The organism is Gemmatimonadota bacterium, assembly GCA_040388535.1.
In the GTDB taxonomy this organism is placed as follows: domain Bacteria; phylum Gemmatimonadota; class Gemmatimonadetes; order Gemmatimonadales; family GWC2-71-9; genus Palsa-1233.
On sequence record JAZKBR010000002.1, the window covers coordinates 138,487 to 157,582 of the forward strand.

General features: G+C 66.6%; 18 protein-coding genes. 6 read left to right on the forward strand and 12 right to left on the reverse strand.

Annotated elements, in window-relative coordinates:
- Positions 1-36: 36 nt before the first annotated feature.
- Genes V4558_04205 through V4558_04250 form a run of 10 tightly spaced genes read right to left on the reverse strand, consistent with a single transcriptional unit; the run spans position 37 to position 8,793 of the window.
- Positions 37-1,461: a hypothetical protein gene (locus tag V4558_04205; GenBank protein ID MES2304680.1), complete on the reverse strand. Its 1,425-nt coding sequence runs from the start codon at positions 1,459-1,461 to the stop codon at positions 37-39.
- Positions 1,461-2,132 carry an ABC transporter ATP-binding protein gene (locus V4558_04210; GenBank protein MES2304681.1) on the reverse strand — a complete coding sequence of 224 codons (672 nt, stop codon included), beginning with the start codon at positions 2,130-2,132 and terminating at the stop codon, positions 1,461-1,463. Before V4558_04210 ends, V4558_04205 begins: the two co-directional genes overlap by 1 nt.
- Positions 2,129-3,367, reverse strand: coding sequence for an FtsX-like permease family protein (locus tag V4558_04215; GenBank protein MES2304682.1), 1,239 nt, complete (start codon positions 3,365-3,367; stop codon positions 2,129-2,131). Before V4558_04215 ends, V4558_04210 begins: the two co-directional genes overlap by 4 nt.
- Positions 3,316-4,137 carry an FtsX-like permease family protein gene (locus V4558_04220; protein ID MES2304683.1) on the reverse strand — a complete coding sequence of 274 codons (822 nt, stop codon included), beginning with the start codon at positions 4,135-4,137 and terminating at the stop codon, positions 3,316-3,318. The genes V4558_04215 and V4558_04220 overlap by 52 nt, the downstream gene beginning before the upstream one ends.
- Positions 4,138-4,176: 39 nt before the next feature.
- Positions 4,177-4,950, reverse strand: coding sequence for a transporter (locus V4558_04225; protein ID MES2304684.1), 774 nt, complete (start codon positions 4,948-4,950; stop codon positions 4,177-4,179).
- Positions 4,947-6,320 (reverse strand): Nramp family divalent metal transporter, encoded by a 1,374-nt coding sequence (locus V4558_04230; protein ID MES2304685.1) that lies wholly within the window; start codon positions 6,318-6,320, stop codon positions 4,947-4,949. The genes V4558_04225 and V4558_04230 overlap by 4 nt, the downstream gene beginning before the upstream one ends.
- The gene (locus tag V4558_04235; GenBank protein ID MES2304686.1) at positions 6,317-7,012 is read right to left on the reverse strand and encodes a metal-dependent transcriptional regulator; all 696 of its coding nucleotides are present in this window, start codon (positions 7,010-7,012) and stop codon (positions 6,317-6,319) included. The genes V4558_04230 and V4558_04235 overlap by 4 nt, the downstream gene beginning before the upstream one ends.
- Positions 7,013-7,063: 51 nt before the next feature.
- The gene (locus V4558_04240; protein ID MES2304687.1) at positions 7,064-7,306 is read right to left on the reverse strand and encodes a hypothetical protein; all 243 of its coding nucleotides are present in this window, start codon (positions 7,304-7,306) and stop codon (positions 7,064-7,066) included.
- Positions 7,303-7,911 (reverse strand): CoA pyrophosphatase, encoded by a 609-nt coding sequence (locus V4558_04245; protein ID MES2304688.1) that lies wholly within the window; start codon positions 7,909-7,911, stop codon positions 7,303-7,305. The genes V4558_04240 and V4558_04245 overlap by 4 nt, the downstream gene beginning before the upstream one ends.
- 45 nt (positions 7,912-7,956) lie before the next feature.
- Entirely contained in the window at positions 7,957-8,793 is an 837-nt protein-coding gene (locus V4558_04250; GenBank protein MES2304689.1) for an alpha/beta fold hydrolase, read from the reverse strand.
- Between V4558_04250 and V4558_04255 the strand changes: the two genes are divergently transcribed.
- Positions 8,770-9,948 carry an MbnH family di-heme enzyme gene (locus tag V4558_04255; GenBank protein ID MES2304690.1) on the forward strand — a complete coding sequence of 393 codons (1,179 nt, stop codon included), beginning with the start codon at positions 8,770-8,772 and terminating at the stop codon, positions 9,946-9,948. The two genes, V4558_04250 and V4558_04255, sit on opposite strands and share 24 nt — an antisense overlap.
- On the opposite strand, the gene V4558_04260 is transcribed toward V4558_04255, so the two are convergent.
- Positions 9,945-10,904, reverse strand: coding sequence for an LD-carboxypeptidase (locus V4558_04260; protein MES2304691.1), 960 nt, complete (start codon positions 10,902-10,904; stop codon positions 9,945-9,947). The two genes, V4558_04255 and V4558_04260, sit on opposite strands and share 4 nt — an antisense overlap.
- A gap of 17 nt (positions 10,905-10,921) precedes the next feature.
- Here V4558_04260 and V4558_04265 point away from each other — a divergent pair, with 17 nt between their 5' ends.
- Positions 10,922-11,506 (forward strand): hypothetical protein, encoded by a 585-nt coding sequence (locus tag V4558_04265; GenBank protein ID MES2304692.1) that lies wholly within the window; start codon positions 10,922-10,924, stop codon positions 11,504-11,506.
- Here the strand turns inward: V4558_04265 and V4558_04270 are convergent.
- The gene (locus V4558_04270) at positions 11,490-12,365 is read right to left on the reverse strand and encodes a hypothetical protein (GenBank protein MES2304693.1); all 876 of its coding nucleotides are present in this window, start codon (positions 12,363-12,365) and stop codon (positions 11,490-11,492) included. The genes V4558_04265 and V4558_04270 overlap by 17 nt on opposite strands.
- 117 nt (positions 12,366-12,482) lie before the next feature.
- Between V4558_04270 and V4558_04275 the strand changes: the two genes are divergently transcribed.
- The 4 genes from V4558_04275 to V4558_04290 all read left to right on the forward strand — a co-directional run bounded on the left by V4558_04275 (position 12,483) and on the right by V4558_04290 (position 19,051).
- Complete coding sequence (locus V4558_04275; GenBank protein ID MES2304694.1) at positions 12,483-13,241, forward strand: hypothetical protein; 759 nt, start codon at positions 12,483-12,485, stop codon at positions 13,239-13,241.
- Positions 13,242-13,316: 75 nt separating this feature from the next.
- Positions 13,317-16,259: a hypothetical protein gene (locus tag V4558_04280; protein ID MES2304695.1), complete on the forward strand. Its 2,943-nt coding sequence runs from the start codon at positions 13,317-13,319 to the stop codon at positions 16,257-16,259.
- Positions 16,180-18,411 (forward strand): DEAD/DEAH box helicase, encoded by a 2,232-nt coding sequence (locus tag V4558_04285; GenBank protein MES2304696.1) that lies wholly within the window; start codon positions 16,180-16,182, stop codon positions 18,409-18,411. The genes V4558_04280 and V4558_04285 overlap by 80 nt, the downstream gene beginning before the upstream one ends.
- Positions 18,404-19,051 carry an HAD-IA family hydrolase gene (locus tag V4558_04290; GenBank protein ID MES2304697.1) on the forward strand — a complete coding sequence of 216 codons (648 nt, stop codon included), beginning with the start codon at positions 18,404-18,406 and terminating at the stop codon, positions 19,049-19,051. The genes V4558_04285 and V4558_04290 overlap by 8 nt, the downstream gene beginning before the upstream one ends.
- Positions 19,052-19,096 lie beyond the last annotated feature (45 nt).

Here is a 19,096-nt window from a genome sequence, read left to right on the forward strand (position 1 = left end):
GTCGCCTTCTGAACCGCCGGGAAACGACCCATGGGCCTACGGTTGTCGCCAGATCTCGAAGAAGCCGCTGCCGCTGTCGGCCACCTCCTGTCCGGCCGCCCGACCAGTGAGCCACCACCGGCCGCGCAGCTGGAGGAACCACCGTTTGATGCTCAGCCCCCCCGACTGCGTTGCGGCGGCATCGTCGATGGCGACCCGGACCGTGACGCTATCGCTCTTCCGCGTCGCGACCAACCGCAGCGAGTCGGGAGCCAGGAGCCCTGGCACCCCGGCAATCGGGTGGCCACCGATCCGCTCGACCCGCTCGAACCGGTAGACTTGGCGCACTCCGAGCGAGTCCACCAGGGTGAAGAAGAGCGGCGCCCCGGAGGCGTCTTCTCCCGCTCGCAAGACTCCGCCGTAGAGAATTGCATGCGAAGCCCCCCGACCGCTCCCCCATTCCCAGGTCACGTCGCGCCAGACACCCCAGTTGTGATCGTGGTATGCCGGAACGTCGCGAAGCTCCCGGCAGCTTCCACCGTCGCAGAATCGGCCCGTTGCCTCGGCCACGAGCCCCGGCACGACATAGCCCGACGTCAGCTTGTCGTCGCGCAACTCGACCGGTGGGAAGTATCGCAGCGGGCGCGGAGTGAGGGTAAAGGCGAACGAGGCCGTGCCGGCACCTCCCTCGACACGATAGACACCATCGCGCTGGGTGACCGTGTGATTTCCGATCGCGAGATCGGCGCGGGCGGTATCGAACCGCACCTGGCTTCCGGGGACGGCAGTGACGAATCGCTGGTAGTGGCCATCCGGTCGCCGGTGCGTCACGAGGAGTTGGCCGCCCCATCGCGCACCAGCCACATCTCCGCCAACCAGATAGGTGACGTACCACCACTCGTTGGCGCTGGCCGCAACATTGAAGTAGTGCCATTCGCCCCAGGTCGAGTCGTGCCCCGCGGGGAGGTGGAATCGATCGAGCTCATCATAGAGTGCCTGGGCGGTCGGAGCGCGCCAGTTGCTGTCGCGGCGGTTGTCGAGCCAGGCGCCGCGCAAGACTGTTGCCCCGGCTCCGACACTTCGTGCCGTTCCCGGCAGCTCGCCGCCCGCACGCACCGTCCAGCTGCTGTCGCGGGTCCGGACCACCAGCAGTTTCTGCTCCAGCACCGGCGATACCTCGCGCACGAGGCCTCGTTGCCGGAGCCCGCCGAGCAGTTGGCGCGTGACGAATCGAGCGCGGTCCACGCCGAAGAACATCCCGGTCATGCCGCCGGTGCGCAGGGCCTCGACGTCGACCCCTTCGGGAAGCACGGTGAGTTCGCCGCCACCAACGAGGGCAATGTCACGCGATTGTTCCAGCATCGCATCGCCAACCGAGAGCAGGACGATCATCACCGCAACGCCAAGCGCGAAGCCGAGCAGCAGGACGGCGGCTCGACCGGGGCGCACCAGGAGGTGTCGCAGCGCGAGGGTCCACTCCATCAGGTGACGATCCGTCCGTCAAGCATGCGAATGACCCGCCCTGCCTCGGCTGCGAGCTGGTCATCGTGGGTCACGACGACGAGCGTCGTGCCATCGTCGTGCAGCCGGCGAAAGAGCCCGAGAATTTCCTTGCCGGTCGCAGCGTCGAGTTCGCCGGTTGGTTCATCGGCCAGGACGATCGCGGGCCTGTTCGCGAGTGCCCGCGCAATCGCGACTCGCTGCATTTCTCCGCCCGACAGCTGGGTGGCTCGGTGGTCCATCCGTGATGCGAGGCCGACATACGCCAGCAACTCTTCGGCCCGCGCGCGGCGCTCGGCCGTGCCAACGCCTCGTTCCGCGAGCGGCAGCTCGATGTTCTCGCGGGCACTCAAGACCGGCAGCAGATGAAATCGCTGGAAGATGAAGCCGATCCGTTCGAGCCGTAGCCGCGTGAGCCGACGATCGTCGAGTTCGCCGAGGGAAGTCCCCAGAATGCGTACCGTTCCGGCGGTGGGCGTATCGAGGCCACCGAGCAGCGTCAGCAGCGTGGACTTGCCCGATCCGGACGGGCCGACGATCGCGACATACTCGCCCTGCTCGATCGAGAGTGTCACGCCACGCAGCGCGGCTACCTCCTGACCGTGCAACGGATAGCGCTTCTCGAGATCCTGGGCGGCCAGAACAGTCGTCACGGTGCGTCGCTCCTGAGGGTGGCCGCAATCGGGGCATTCGCGGCCCGCCACGCCGGTGGAACTCCCGCGAGGAGGCCGGTCACCAGCAGTGTGAGCGCGGCAATGGTGAGCTGCCGCGGTTCGGCGACGAAGAAGGAGATCGCGGCCGGAAGGCCGGGAAACGAGGTGAGAATGGCGTCGAGCCAGCGTGCGGTACCGAGGCCGAGGACAATCCCCAACGCGCCACCCGGTACGACCAGCAACAACCCCTGCACCACCACCTGCGAGATCACCGTCCAGCGTGAAATCCCGATCGCCCGCATCGTGGCAATTTCGCCGAGACGCTCGTTCACAGTGATCGCGAGCAGCGTCCCCACCAGCAGCACCGTCACAATGAGCGCGATGGAGCCAAGAATGAGCGAGAGCTGCCGGAAGTACGCCAGCCGCTCACGAAACTTCGCGACCAGATCGCCAACGGTGTTGACACCAAGCTTTGGAAACTGCTGTCGGAGACGCGAGACAACCGCACCGGTGTCGACACCATCGGCGGCGCGCACCAGAATCACCGATGCGCGATCGGTGAGATGCGGGCCGCCAAGCGACTGCACCATCGGCAACGTTAGCGCGATCGAGGGTTGATCCTTGGCGTCGTAGAGAAAGTGCACGAATCCGCCGACAGACACCTTCACGCTTCGCGCTGGCGCGGCAACCTCCGGATCGAGCCGCCCCACGAGCACGATGGTGTCACCGAGATGAGCGCCGAGCCGTCGTGCGGCGGGCTTGCCGAGCAGGACGTGGGACGTGTCTCCGAGGGAGAGGTCGCGCCCCTCTTCGAGGACATAGATCCCCTGTGCGGTCGGGTCGAGCCCATATGCCACGAGCGGGAGGAGCGTGCCGCGGTGCCGGGCAAAGAGCGATGCACCCAGCACGGGGCCCGCCTGCACCACGCCCGGCGTGGCACGGATGCCGGCAATGGTGCGGGCGGCATCGCCGAGCGTCGCTTCGGTGTCGAAGGGCAGCGTCCCCTTCGGGCTCACCCGCACCTGATAGCCACGGCTCAGCAACAGCTTCTCGAACGAACGCTCGATACCGCCACTCAACAGGACCATATCCAGGAGCAACGCCGCCGAGATCGCCACGCCGAGCAACGCCAGCCCGCTCCGAACGGGATGACGTAGCAGATCGCGAAGCGCCCAGTGCCACCTCATCCGGCGCGCCGCCAGAGCGCCAGGGGAGGAGTTCGAACCAGTCGCCATGCCGCGAGAGAGCCGGCGCCGAGCCCGAGGACGATGGAGAGCACAACGGCGAAGAGAATCGTGCGCCATTGCAGCAACGAGAAGATCAAGGCGGTCGAGAAGGTGCGTTGGTAGTACCAGTTCACGATCGCACTTGCGATTGCGGCGATGCCGGTCCCGAGCAATGCTCCGACGACCGCCACGACCATTGCCTCAAGCAGCAATGAACGGAAGACGGTCCGGCGCGAGATGCCGGTGAATCGCAACACGGCGACATCGAGGCGGCGCTCTTCCACCTTGAGCACCATCAGGCAGAGCAGGAAGATCGCGCTCGCGAGAATCGAGATGATGGCGATGGCGCGGTGAAAGCGGCTGACGACGAGGAAGGTGGTCGATGACTGCGAGGCGATCTCGCTCGATCGAAAGACCTGGTAGCCGAACGCCACGCGATTGAGGCGTTCGGCTGCACTGTCGGGATCGACCCCCGGTTCAAGTGCCACGCCAAAGCGGTCGACCCGATCGGGCTGACCGAGCAAGGCGGCGAGATCAGGAAGGTGGAGACGGACACGATAGTCGCGACGCATGATCGTGGCAGGATCGGCGGCAGGCTCGGTGATCGCCACGACACGTGCGGCGTGCTCAGGTGCGTCTGCAGACGCCGCTACCCAGACGGTGTCGCCCACCTGCACCTTCGCATCCTCGGCAAATCGCCGCTCGACTGCGATCTCGAGCAGTTGCGCCCGCAGAGGCAGCGGTGCGCACACGAGCAGGGCGAGCAGGAAGCGATTCACGGCGGGAATCTACCCCGCTTCCGTGCGCGCCAGTGCGGCCTATCGCCTGAAGCCAAACCCGAAGCCGAAGAAATAGCGATCGGCGGCGCCGCCGAGCCCGGCGCCGATACGCGCGTCGATCTGCGCATTATTGGAGAGCAGCAGCGCAAGCCCGCCGTTGGCATAGGCCGGCTTCGGCGCGCCCGACTCACTCATGACCGGCAGGACAGTGTACAACTCGGCGTAGCCCTTCAGGTGTGACGACAGGGCTCGGCCCAGCGACGCCGATGGCGTCACTTCGTACGCATCGCCGCTGACCCGGGTGCCCTCGACTCCGAGGGCCAGCGACCACGCCGGTGCGAGCTGCCATCCGGCCAGCAGCGCGAGGCCGGGATAGGTGCCGCTCGCCGTGGTCTTGCTGTCGCCGGTCGCGAGGGTCGTTTGTGCCAGAATCGCAAACTCGGGCCGACTCCCCCGTTGCTCGACGAGCCCGATCTTGAAACCGAGGTAGAGGTCATCGCGCCCGGTGACGCGTGCCGGCTGCCCCACCGTCGGCGCAATGCTCGTGAACGATTGCCCCGCCCGAAGCTCGATGTGGTTGCTGACGCCGAACCGGAAGAGGAATTCCGGATAGGTGCTGCTCTTGACCGCGCCGCTGTTGCGACTCGATTCCGAAAAGGTCACACCGCTCTCGAACTGCACCCGGCCTCTTGGCACCAGCGTGCTCGACTCGGTGAAATCCGGTCGGTCAGTGGAGATCGGTTCGCTGGGTGACTGCGCGGACAGAGTCGACGCTGCAAGCAGGCTCATCGCCACAACGAAACGGCCGATCATGCGAGCCAGCTCCGCGCCGTTCCCCAAAGCAGCCAGCCATTGAGACCGGCGATCACTATTGCCACGAGCCACGCGACCCCCGCAGTGACGGGGTGATTGGCGAACTCGCCCATCTTCCCCTTGGATGATGTGAATAGCACCAGCGGCACGACGGCAAAGGTCAGTTGCAGCGAAAGAATGACCTGGCTCAGAATCAGCAGCGCACCGACGCCCTTTTCGCCGTACATCGCCGTCACAATCACCGCCGGAATAATCGCGATCATCCGGGTGATCAGCCGTCGCAGCCACGGTGGCAGCCGGATATCGAGGAAGCCTTCCATCACGATCTGACCTGCGAGGGTTCCAGTGATAGTCGAATTTTGCCCCGACGCGAGCAGCGCCACCGCGAAGAGTGTCGAGGCCAGCGACGTTCCCAGCAGCGGGGTCAGCAACTTGTAGGCATCCCCGATGTCAGCCACGCTCTGGTGACCGGTGGTATGGAACGTTGCCGCAGAAAGGATCAGGATCGCGGCGTTGATCAGGAACGCGAAGAGCAGCGCGAAGGTGGAGTCGAGGGTGCCGTATCGGATCGCCTGTCGCTTTGCTTCTGGCGTCGCTTCGATCTTACGCGTCTGCACCACGGCCGAGTGCAGATACAGATTGTGCGGCATCACCGTGGCGCCAAGAATGCCGAGCGCGATGTAGAGCATCGCCGGGTTGGTTATCACCTGCGCCGACGGTACCAGCCCCGCCAGAATCCCCGCCATCGAAGGCCGCGAGAGGAACATCTCGGCGGCAAAGCAGATGCCGACCGTGGCGACGAGCGCGATGACCAGCGCCTCGAGCCAGCGAAAGCCGCGATTCTGCAGCGCCAGGATCAGCAGCACATCGAGTGCGGTGAGCACCACGCCCCAGATGAGCGGAATGCCAAAGAGCAGGTTCAACGCGATCGCCGACCCGATCACTTCGGCCAGGTCGCACGCAGCAATCGCGATTTCGCAGAGGATCCAGAGCACAAAAGACACCGGCCGCGAATAGTGATCGCGACAGGCCTGGGCGAGGTCGCGTCCGGTCACCACGCCAAGCTTCACGGCGAGCATCTGCAGCAGGATCGCCATCAGGTTCGAGATCAGGATCACGCTGAGCAGGCGATAGCCGAAGGAGGCGCCGCCCGCGAGGTCGGTGGCCCAGTTGCCCGGATCCATGTAGCCGACCGCCACCATGTATCCCGGCCCGGCGAAGGCGAGCGCCTTGCGCCACCACGGTCCACCGATCGGTACGGATACGCTCTGGAAGACTTCGGGCAACGAGGGCTGATGTCGCGGATAGCGCCAGCCGCCAATGCCTCCGCTGCTGGGTGGTTCGGCCGAGACCGCCGGTACCGCGCTCATACCGCTGTGTCCACTTCGCACTGGCGGCAACAATGGAGCTGCTGCGCGAGATCGCGCCCGACGACTCGCTGCTCGTCGCCGAGGTCAAGCGTGATCGGTCCGGCAAATGGCTGGACCGCACGCACCGTGACTTCGGCGCCCGGCACGAGGCCGGCATCGCCCAGCCAGCGGAGCCGTTCGGCCGACCCGGAATCGACGCGCGTGATCACCACCGTTTCGCCAATGGCCACGTCGGGGAGTGGCACCGCAGCCACTTCATGCATCATCCCATCGGCCGTTGGAATCGGGTCGCCATGCGGATCTACCCGCGGGTTGCCGAGTGCGCGCGCCATTCGATCAATCAGGTCGTCGGAGACGGCGTGTTCGAGCCGCTCGGCTTCGTCGTGTACGGTGTCCCAGGAATAGCCGAGGAGCTTTACCAGATAGGCTTCGATGAGCCGGTGGCGCCGGAGCATCCGCAGGGCCGCACGACGGCCATCGCCGGTAAGGGTCACGCCCTTGTAGGGGAGATGCTCCAGCAGGCCTGCTTCGGCCAGCCGCTTGATCATCCCGCTCACCGACGGGGCCGCGAGGTCGAGCGCCTCGGCGATCCCGTTGGTGGTGGCGGGCTGACCGGCCTCGGAGAGGGTATAGATGGTTTTGAGGTAGTCCTCGACCGACCGGGTCAGGTCGGCGGCGGCATATTTAGTCATGCCTAATATTTGTAATTGCTCGGCCGAATTGTCAATACAAGGCCAGGCTAATCAACGCCGCGCCGCGGCGGCCCGCCTCGCCCGCCGACCGGCGCTCCACCGCCGGATAGCTCGATGGCCCGTCGCGCTGGCAGCCGCGAGAACTGGGACCGCGACCAGGAGGAAGACCAGTGAACGGGGGTTCCGGCTCCATCCCATCAGGCGTGTCACGACAATAGTCAGCCCGAGGACAGCCATTTCCCCGAGGAACTCCCACTTCCACTCGACTCGTTCTTCGGCATTCCGCCGGTTCATTGCCCCTCCCTGATTGGACTGTCAGTACCCAGCAACTGCCACCGCTGCAGCACCGGCGTCACGATCCGCTCGGTCATCCCCCAGAGAAATCCTTCCGGCAGGTGATATCCCTCGACCTCGCGATCGGCTCCGCGGATGTTGATCGAGGCGGTCCGAAATACTCCCGGCCCGGTGAGGTAGTCGAGGGTGACCCACCCCACCTGCGCCACCTCGTCGCTGACCTGCGGCACCATTTCGGCCTCGAGATGGAAGACAAACGGCCGCACCAGAATGGGCGGCAATACCGCCGACCGTGGTGCGAGGTCATCGAGGGTGGCGACATGCCAGGCCCGCTCGAGTTCCAGCCCGGTTTCCTCGCGAGTCTCGCGAATGGCGGTCGCAAGCAGGTCCTCGTCCTGACCGTCGCGGCGGCCGCCCGGGAGAGCGAGTTGTCCGGACCAGGGGTCGCCGACCCGATCGGCGCGTCGGATCAGGAGCAACCGGTCGGGATCGGCCACCAGGAGCAGCGCCACGGCAGCCTCGGGCCGGCTGGGGTCGTTGACGCGAATCGGATCCCGCGAAGCAACCCCGGCGATGAGCCGCTCCAGGCGGGTCAGCTCACGCATCGCCGGTCACCTCGGCCGCAGCGATGAAATCAAAGCGGGCCATCCTCAGTCCAACGTCCGGGAGAAGAACTTCACCGTCGCGTCAAAGAGTCGTTCACTGTCGGCTGACGGGCCACCCCAGGGATGCCTGGTGCCGAACATGTGATCCGCGCCATCGAGAAAGAGTGTCTCATGGCCCGCGCCCGCGACCGCATCGAGTGCCTCGGCCTCGGCGAACGGCACCGACTGATCGGCTCGTCCGTGCACCTGGAGCCAGGGCCGGTCAAGCGTGCGAGCGGCCTCGGCGATGTCGAGTCGGTCGTGCTCGTGGAGCAGGCAATCGGCGGCAACATCGAAGCTCAAAGGCATCTGGATGCGAAGTCGCTGGTGGAGGATCTGGATCGTGCCGGCCTGTCGCCACGCCTCAAGCTCGGCGTCGGAGTGGCGACGGGCAGTGCCGATCGCGGCCCATGTGGCTACGGCGGCAATCGCTGGGGTCTCTCTGGCAAGACAGAGCACCATGCCACCGCCGCGGGAGTGACCGACAACGCCGAGTGAACTTGGTGGCGCCACACCGAGGTTGCCGGCCGCGAGGGCACGGATCACGGCACCGAGATCGTCGAGCTCTTTCGAGTAGGTGTTGTGCGCAAATCGGTCGAGGCGGGTGAATTCCCCGGCTTCGTCGACTCCGGAACCGCTGACGGAAAGAGTTACGGCAGCGAATCCCGCTCGAGCGAGTCGCTCGGCGAGCGGTGGGAAGAAGGCGTAGTCCTTGAAGCCCTTGAAGCCGTGATGCAGCAGGACCGCTGGTTGCTTCGCGTTGCGCGATGCCGACCGCACATCGACAAGAATGTCACCGAGTGCACCAGGGAGGGTGTGATGCGAGAGTGTCGGCGTGGCCATGGGTGGAAGATAAGGACGCTTTCGACAGCGATCGCCTGCCTTGCGGCGGCGTGCAGCTCTCCGAGTGTTGTCGGCACCGACCCCACGGCAGATCCGCCATTCTCGTTCAGCGTCCCGGCGGGCTTCCCGACCCCGGTCGTGCCGGCCGACAACCAGATGTCGAGCGCGAAGGTGGAGCTCGGTCGCCGTCTCTTCTACGACGTCCGGTTGAGCCAGAACCGGACGCAGTCGTGTGGCTCCTGCCACAAACAGGCACTCGCCTTCACCGACGGCCGGATGACTGGTCTGGGAAGTACCGGGGAATCGCATCCGCGCAACAGCATGAGTGTCGTGAACATGGCCTATGCGGCAGCGCTGACCTGGGCCAACCCGCAGGAGGTGCAGCTGGAACTCCAGGCGGCGGTGCCCTTATTCGGTCAGCATCCCGTTGAACTCGGATTCACCGCACTCGACGACGCCGTGGCCATTCGGCTCGCTGCGGAGGCAGAATATCGCACCCGTTTCGGCGTCGCATTCCCGGGCCAGAGTAACAACGGCATCAATGTCGACAACATCACCCGGGCGATCGCCGCCTTCGAGCGCACACTGATTTCGGGAGGGAGCGCCTTCGACAAGGGGACGATGTCGGCGTCGGCGATTCGCGGCGAGCAGCTCTTTCGTTCACCACAGCTGGCGTGCGCGACCTGTCACGGCGGATTCACCTTCTCGGGGGCAACGTCTCAGCCACCGCCGGGGGCACCGCCGACCGAGTTCTTCAACAACGGGCTCTACAATCTGGGCGGGACCGGTGCCTATCCCGCCGACAACACCGGCCTTGTTGCCGTGACCGGCGTTGTGCAGGATATGGGTCGATTCAAGGCGCCGACGCTTCGTAACATCGCACTTACCGCGCCCTATATGCACGACGGGAGCGTGGCGACCCTCGATGAAGTGCTCGATATCTACGCCCGGGGTGGCCGCCTGATTGCCACCGGCCCGAATGCCGGCGACGGTCGCAACAATCCGTTCAAGAGCAACCGCGTCAACGGATTCGTTCTCGGGACGCAGCAGCGCGCCGACCTGCTGGCCTTCCTCAACGCACTCACCGACAGCGACTTCGTCGGTAACACCCTCTTCAGCAATCCGTGGCCCAAGGGGAGTGCGGCGAACCCCTAGCGCACCGCGGCTTCAAGCAGGGCGAGCTCGCCACGCGTGGCATCGAGTTCGGCTGTCACGCCGATGGGGAGTGTCCATTGATCGTCGATGTGGCCGATCGGGAAACCGGCGGCCACGGGCACCTTGAGCGGGGCGAAGTACGTGTGCAGCACCTCGTCGAGCCCGAGTGCACCACCATCGGTGCCGTTCTTCATCTCGGTGAATCGCCCCACCGCCACACCGGCCACTTTCTGCAAGGCACCAACGCCGCGCAAGTGCGCCAGCATCCGGTCGATGCGATAGACATCCTCGCTCACATCCTCGATGAAGAGAATCGCGCCATCGAGGTCAGGAAAGTGCGGCGTGCCGATGAGCGCCTGAAGCAACGTCAGGTTGCCGCCAATGAGAGGGCCGCGTGCTGCGCCAGGGGAAATGGAGATGATCCGCCCTTCCTTCGGCACCAGCACATCCGGCTTGGGAGCCGGACTGCCGAGGGTGCCGGGCGCGCTGACGGTTGTCAGGACGCGGTCGAAATGCCACCGTTGGAAATTCGGCATCGGCGTGCGCGCAATTGGTCCGTGAAATGTCACGACGCTGGTTTTCTTCCAGAGTGCCAGCAGCAGGACGGTGATGTCCGAGAAGCCGATCACCGGCTTCGGGTGACGCGCAAACCCGGCGAAGTCGACCCGGTCGATAATCCGGTTCATCCCGTTGCCACCACGCAGGCACCAGACGGCATCCACGCTGCTCGAGGCGAGCGCGGCGTTGAGATCGGCAAGTCGCTCGTCGTCGGTCCCGGCGAGGTAACCGTAGGCCTTGCCTGCGTTTGGCCCCACGGTCGGTTCGAAGCCGAGGGCGCGACAGAGCTCGGCACCGCGGTCGCGGTCGTCGCGCTCCAGCAATGGCCCGGAAGGTGCGATCAAGGCAACGCGTGCACCGGGCGCGAGGCGAGGTGGCAGAATCGGCTTGGGAAGCATCAGAACTCCGGTTACGATTGAACGACTTTTTCAGGAGACGGCGCCTGCGCTCGTCCCATCCGACTCAACTGGCGGCCGCCAAGGCCGTTCTCGATGCCCGCGAGGCGATGGTCGCCGAATGGGCTGACTGGCTCGACGATCGCGCCGGTTCCAGCGCCATTCCGCGCCCGAGCATCGAGCGGCAATATCGCCTGATCATCGACACCCTGGTCGAAATGCTGGGGCCGCTTCGTCGCGAAGCCAACCCGGTCTGGCAGCAAGCCATGGAACACTACGGCCGGACGGCCGCAGCGCGAGGGCTCGCCGCCGGCGAGGTGGTCGAGGAGCTGCAGCAGCTCCGCGTGATGCTGATCAAGTATATCGGTCCGTTCGTGGCGGCGATGCGGCCGCGTCGGGCCGTGGCCGTCTTCCTCCGCCTCAACGCGATCATCGACCGCGGTATCGCCTTCGCCGTGGTGGGTTACACCGATGCGCTGGTGGCCTCGCTGATGATGACCGACGAGCAAACCGAACACCCGCTCACCGAAGCCACCGCCGATTCGGTCGGCCGGCAGCTGAATGTCTTCGAATCGGAGCTCGGTGCCATTACGGCGCGACACTGATCTCACCCCCCAGCAGTTCCTGCATCGCCTTCCCCATCAGCTGTTGCATCAGCGGATTCTTCGGCGCCGCTCGCCACGTTGCAAGGATCCCGGCGCCTGCCGCGATCGCACGAGTGGCCGCCGCACGGTAGGCCGCGACATCGTTGGCGCGGACGGCGCGGTCCAGCACCGCGACCTCGGCCGCGATGGTACCACGGTGCACCTCGAGGGCGCGATGGACTGAATCGCCCGCAAGCTGCTCGAGTCGCATCCGCGGCCCCGCGGGCGCCTCCGCCAATCCGAGCGATCGCGCGAGTGACGTGAACGCCTGGGGATCGAGCCAGCCAGTCGGCGGCAACGGCAATCCGCGCGAGAGAAATGGCAATGTCGGATTGTCATGCGCGAAGACGCCGTTGGGTGAATCGACAAACCAGACGTGGGTCATCGTGAGGCGTCTGCCTGGCAACGAGAGCAGGGGATGCTCGTGCCATTCGTCGGCGTCGCCATCGAATCCCTCGGGCGTCGGCGCAGCCTGCGTCACCTGATAGGCGTAGGCCACGCCCACAAGTTTCGCCATGCCGTTCATGCGCGAGAACATCAGGACCGGCGGGTGCGCCAGATCGAACGTCGCGTTCAGCACCAGGTCGCGCTTGATCCAGTGCTCACCCTGGAGCGGCACATCGCCGAAGCGCGCGACGTACCCTGCCGCCGCCGCTTTTGCGGGAGTGTCGAACGCGCTGGCAACCTGCCGGGCTTCTGCGACCTGGGCGGCGGCCTTGGGCGACAGCGGCCCCGACATCGCTTGATGATCGTGCGCCTGGGCCATCAGACCCGGGACGAAAGCCACCTGAACCAACACGACCGGCCACTGAAGCTTCATCGGGCCACTCCTCACTGGATGTCACGAAATCAGTCGGTGGAAGATACGACGGAGATCCTGACGGCGGGTTAGCTTTCCTGCCGCTCGCCATCCCTTCCCTTCTCCGCTGAGGCCCTCGTGTTGCTCCCCTCGCTGCTGGCGCTTTCGCTCCTTGCTGGAGTTGGCCCGGGCGGCCCGCCGATCAAGTACAAGTTCACGTCGAAGAACGTGACCTCAGCCGATCTCTCCGCGATGGGTCAGGGCAAGCAGGATATCGCGATGAGCGTCACCGCATTCTTCGCCGTCACGATGACCGACACCACTGGCGGCCAGATCGCGCACGTGCTGATCGATTCGCTCCAGCTCGACGCTGGCCAGATGGGAGCGATGCTGCCGGACTCGATGCTGCAGACCAAGGCCGGGACGTTTTTCCATCTCTACATCGTGGACGGTCGCATCAAGGGCGGGATGACTCCATCGCAGATGAGCATGGGCGCGGCGCAGGCCATCCCTGGAGTGCAGATGCTCTTCTCCGGCATCAAGGCGGACCGGGCCGTTGGTTCGTCGTGGGTGGATACGCTTGTCGTCGACAGCACGGCGTCGGTGGCCGGAACCGACATGCACATCGCCAACAAGACCCTGACCACATGGACGGTGACCGCGCGCGACGGTGACAACGTCGTCCTCGACGCCACCACCACGGGCACCACGACGATGAACCTGATGGGCAATGACGTGCAGGCCACCACCAGCGGCAAGCAGCATCTGGTCGCTACCAGGCAGGGACCGCCGCGGGAAGGCACCAGTGAGACCAAGGCCGAGATGGCGATGGCGATGGGCGGCACCAGCATTCCGATGACCACCACGGTCTCGGCGACCTTGACCAGGCTGCCGTAGCGCCGCGCGTCACGCAGTACCTGGGCGCGCGCAATTGCGCCGTGTCAGACGCCGGCATCCCGCGAGGATGCCGGCGTGTTCACTTCCACCTCGCTATCGACAGCGCAACTGCACGCGGCCCTGATCCACCAGCTCGGTGGTGCGGCGTGCCTTGTACCGGTGCCGGCATCACAGCGCGGCGCGCACCTCGAAGTCGGAGAGCTCGCTCAGCTCCCGGTGTGGAGCACTGCCGCCACCGCCGCCACCGCGCGCGCACTCGGCCGGCTGCTTACCCGGGGTGGGCATCTGGGCCTCCTGCTCGCGCGCGATCCCGCGAGCGGCGATCACAGCATCGGCGTCACCATCGCGCCCTTCCGCCTGGTGGCGCTGGGGCCGGAGCCACTGACGGCGCTTCCCCTCCGTCGAGTTGCGCTCGGGATGCACCACGCGCGCGCCACCTCACTCGAGCAGGCGATCGCCTTTGCCGAGGCCCTCGACGTCGACGCAGCCGGTCGGCGTACCTTTTCATTGCTGCGCGGATTGCTCGATCGGGCCACGGCGCTTCTCCCCGGCCGAGTGCCTCGCGAAGAGCGCCACGCCTGGACCCTGGTGCAACTCACGCGGCTCCTCTTCCTCCGTTTCGTGGAATCGGAAGGGTGGCTCGACGGCAATCCCCGTTTCCTCGCCGACGCCATTGATCAGTGCCTCGGCACGCGTCGTGACCCGACTCGTCACCTGCTGCATCCGCTCTTCTTCGGGACGCTGAATCGGCCCCACGCACTTCGCTCACGCTTTGCACAGCGATTCGGCGCAGTCCCCTTTCTCAACGGTGGCCTCTTCGAACCGCATCCCATCGAGCGGGCGCGCCCGATGCGCCTCCCCACAGAATTCTGGCGCGACACGTTCGCTGCGCTGGTGGATCGGGTTGAGGTCTCGCTCGATGCCGAAGCGAGCGATGGCCGAGTGACGCCAGAACTTCTCGGGCGAGTCTTCGAAGGGGTCATGGATGTCGACGAGCGAAAACAGGAAGGGGCATTCTTCACTCCGCCCCGCCTCGTCGATGGCATCGTTCGCGAGGCCCTGGGCTGTCACCTCGCATACCGCCTGCATCGCTCGGAAGCCGCGGTGCTGCGATCGCTTCACGACCCCGACACCGAACTCTCCCGCGCGCTGCTCGACGTCACGATTCTCGATCCTGCCGTCGGCTCTGGCGCCTTCCTGGTGGGCGCGCTCGGCCTGCTTCACGGGCCGGGACCACGACATCCAGCACGGGTGCGACATCTCGTCACGCGGCGACTCTTTGGCGTCGATCGTCACCCCGACGCGGTGCGGCTCACGGAACTCCGGCTCTGGCTCGAAGTGCTCCGCGCGATGCGTGGTCGCCCGGCCCATCGCGTGCCACCGCTCCCCAATCTTGATGCGGCCGTGCGAGCGGGTGACGCGCTGCTCGATCCGCTCGCAGGGCATCCGCTGGCGCCGGGGAGTATCGCAGCGCTCGCCCGGCGACAGCGCGCCCTCGCCGCTGCGAGTGGCTCGACCAAGCGCAGCGTCCTCGCCGACCTCCGGCGCCTGGAATCCCGCGGCATCGTGGACGCCCTGATGCATCGTGAAGCGGCACTCGAGCGACGAATCACCGACCTCCTCTCTTCCGGCCGGCGCACCGATCTCTTTGGCGAGCGCGCCCGGCTGCCGCAGAGTGACGGTCGCGCCATCGCTGTGCTGCGGCAGGAGCGTGCCGAAGTGCGTCGCGAACGGCGCCGGACGGGCCGGGCACAGAGCGCCGCGCCGTTCGCAATCGCTGCGGCATTCGGCCCCGTGCTGGCACGTCGCGGCGGCTTCGATCTGGTCGTGGGCAATCCACCCTGGGTGCGAGCCGAGCGGCTCCCCGAGCCGATGCGCCGCGCGCTCGCCGTTCGATACCGCTGGTGGCGATCCACCGGCAGCGGGTGGCGCCACCTTCCCGACCTTTCCGTTGCGTTCCTCGAGCGGAGCTACCAGTTGCTGGCGCAACATGGCACAGTGGCCCTCCTGGTCCCCGCCAAACTCGCCACCGCCAGCTACGCGCGGGTCTGCCGCGATGCGCTTGGGACGGTGGCCACCCTGCATCGCGTCGCCGACCTCGCCAATGATGCCCGCGCCGGCTTCGACGCTACCACCTACCCACTCGCCATTGTCGCCTCTCGGCGCGGTCCACACGCGAGGCATCAGGTGCATCTCGGCCTCACCCTCGACGCACCAGCCACACCGCAAGCGGAGTGGTCCCGGGCCGATGCCTGGCTCCTGGCATCGCCAGCCGTCCAGAGCCTCGCCCATCGCATGCTCGACGAGCACCCGGCGCTAAGTGATGTCGTCGCGCTGCAACTCGGGGTGAAGACTGGGGCGAACGATGCCTTTCTTGACCCGCCTGATGCGCTTGCGGCGTGGTCACTGCTGGCGCTTCGCGGGCGTGATGTGCGCGCTTTCCGCTGTCACCCGAGTGCCCGGATGCTCTGGCCGGCGGACTCGCACGGAGCACCGTGGCCGACGCTGCCACCGGAACTGCAGGAACACCTCGCTCCTCACCAGGCGATGCTGCGTCGACGGACTGATCTGCACGATGACACCTGGTGGCGGCTCTTCCGTACCGGGGCCGCGACTGCCGCGCATCGGGTGGCGTGGGGCGATCTCGCCCGGCGACTCGAGGCCACCGTCGTCACCGACCCGCGCGTCATTCCGATCAACAGCTGCTATGTGGCGGCACTCCCCACGGCGAGCGCCGCCGAATCCCTCACTGCCTGGCTCAATTGCAGCTGGATCCGCGCCCTCGCGCGATTGCGCGCCGAGCCTGCAGCCGGAGGTGCCGCGCGATTTGGTGCGCGCGCGGTTGGCCGGGTACCACTGCCTCGCGCCGTTCTCGGACATCCGGTGCTCGCCGCACTGACCCACTCGGCGGCGACTCACGATGTGGCCGAGGCACTCGATGACTGCACTGCTGACCTCCTCGGACTCGACCGGAATGACCGCGCCCTCCTCGCGCCGCTGGCCGCGCATCGTCGCTGAGTCGCTGGCCGGTGTGAGCGACCCCCTCCGCACCGTGGGTCGCCGGCCAGAGAGCGCAACGCTCGCGGCGGTGCAGGCCGCAGCAGTCGCGGCGTTTGCAGTGGGGCGCGCTATCGAGCGACCGCCAGCGTTTCTTCAGCTGCATCAGGTCGACGCCTGGCGCCGGGCACACTTTGCCATGGCCCGGTTTGGTGGCGCCCTGCTCGCAGAGCCGGTCGGCAGCGGCAAGAGCTGGATTGCACTTGGTCTTGCGCACTCCGAGCACCGACCAGCACTCGTGATCGCACCTGCCGTGTTGCTCGAACAATGGCACCAGACGTCAGCGGCAGCCGGAGTGCCCATCCAGACCTGGTCGCACGAACGGCTCAGTCGTGGTTCCCTGCCACCGGGGCAGCATTCACTTGTCGTCGTCGATGAGGCACATCGTTTCCGCGATCCGGCGATTCGCCGCGTTGCGACGCTCGCGCCGTGGCTCCTCGGCAGGCGGACGCTGCTGCTCACCGCAACACCAATCGTCAACCAGCTGCGGGATCTCGTCACGCTGCTTCGTCTCATCGTACCCGAGGATGCCCTCCTGCTCGATGGCATTCCGAGTCTCCCTGCCATCGCACAGCTCGAGATACCACCGGTCGCGTTGCGCCGACTGGTCATCCGCAGCGCGGCCACACCACGCTACGCCGATCGCCAGCTCCACCGGATCGGCACCAGTCCACAGGAAGCGGCACGGATCGAGCGAGCGATTGCCGGGATAGACTCGCTGGTGTTGAGCCGCACCCCGGCTTTTCGTCGCCTGCTTCGGAGCGTGCTCCTCGATGCCGCCGCATCGAGCGATGCCGCACTGCACCGCGCTTGCGCGCGCTATCGCGCACTCCTGCTGCACGGCCGCGATGCCGGTGGAGTCTCGCGGGCGAGCATTCGTCAATTCGCTGGCGAGGCCCTCGAGCAGCTGGTGTTCTGGGATCTGCTCGGCACCGACCACGATGGCGAACTCGCCCTCGAGGATATCGACCGAGTCGACACCATTCGCGCAGCTCCCCCCGACGACTCCGCCTGGATTGAAGAACTCGTGTCTGCGATACCGCCACTTCATTCTGGGGACGGGGTCCGAGGCCAAGCCGACGCCGGTGTGACCGTCTGCTTCACCCGTCATCGAGCCACGGCCCAGGCGCTACGCGAATCCCTTGGGGATGCGGTCGGCTGGGTCACGGGAAGTGACGCGGGCATCGGTCCGCATCGCCTCACGCGCGCGGTCTTGCTGGAAGCGTTTGGAACGCGCCGGCACCTTTGGCGGGCCCGGCGGGAGCCACCCCGGCTGCTCATCGCGACCGATGTCGCCGCGGAGGGGCTCGACCTGCAATCCGCCGGATGCCTCGTTCACGTGGACCTGCCGTGGACGGCGATGCGCGTGGAGCAGCGTGAGGGGCGTCTGCTCCGGATCGGGCAGCAGCACCAGCAGGTACGAGTGGTCGTCAGGGTTCCGCCTCCTGCCATGGAAGCGGCACTTGCGAGCCGCGCACGCATTCGACGCAAGCGCTCGCTCAGCGAGCGCTGGTTGGCAGCCCTCGGTCGCTCCGCGGCAACAGTGACAGCGCTTCCCGCCGTGCCCCTCGTGGCAACAGTTGCAGACGGCTCCCCCGATGCCGCGCTACTTGTCGTGGCCACAAGTCGCGGGACACACACCGGCGCGCGAATACTGGTTCGCATTGGCGATGAATCGTGGTGCGCTGACCCCGCTGCTGCCGCCGCCCTGTGGCAACGTGCACACGCGGGCATAGGTGGGACCCTCGCAGCCATTCCTGATGATCTCGCGTTCGACTTCGCCACAGCCCTGCGCGAAGTCGTGGGTGCGCTCGCGCCCGCCCCGGGAAGCACTCCCTCCCTCACCGGCAGGATCCAGCGACTCGCGCGCACCGCGGCCGCGCGTCGCGACGCCGCGGCGCTGGCGGCGCTCGATCGGTTGCTCCGCTTCGCGATCGCTCCGCCAACGCTCGGCGGTCGAATCCTGATCGACACGCTTGCGGCGGCCCCTGATCGCGACTTGCTCCGGACCCCGGTTCCCGACCTGCCGCGGCAATCGGCCGTCGCGGCTCGCGTCGTCGCGGCGCTCCTCTTCCGTTCTTCGGCTGCGCCGCTACGTTGCCCGGATGCCTGACATCCAGACCGTACTCTTCGACCTCGACGGAACCCTCCTCGATTCGGTCGACCTGATCGTCGACAGCTATCACCATACGCTGGCGGCCCACTCGCTGACACCGATGACGCGAGACGAAATTCTCGCCGGCCTGGGCACCACGCTCTACGCCGTCTTCGGGCGAATGACCGATGATCCGGCGACCATCGCAGCGTGGGTCGCGACCTATCGCGAATACAATCTCGCCCACCACGACGCGCGCGCCCGGGCCTATCCCGGGGCGGTCGAGATGGTCCGTCGCATTGCGGCCGCGGGACACCGGCTCGGCCTGGTCACCAGCAAGAACCGCGGTGGCGCCGAACGCGGGCTCCGGCTGATGGGACTCGAGGGCGTGATGGAAGTCATCGTGGGCGCCGACGATGTCGTGAAGCCGAAGCCCGACCCCGAGCCGGTGCTGCTGGCGCTCGAGCGACTCGGCGAGTCGGCAGAGACCACGATCTTCGTGGGCGACTCGCATCACGACATCTACTCTGGTCGCGCGGCCGGTGTACTGACGGCCGGAGTCACCTGGGGGCCGTTCGACCGCGCCCACCTCGAGTTCGCTGCACCCGACTATTACTGCGACACCCCCGACGAACTACTGAGGTTGATTCGCGCCTAGCAGGGGGAGCCGATCCCCGCTATCGTCCGGATTCCACTCGCTCTC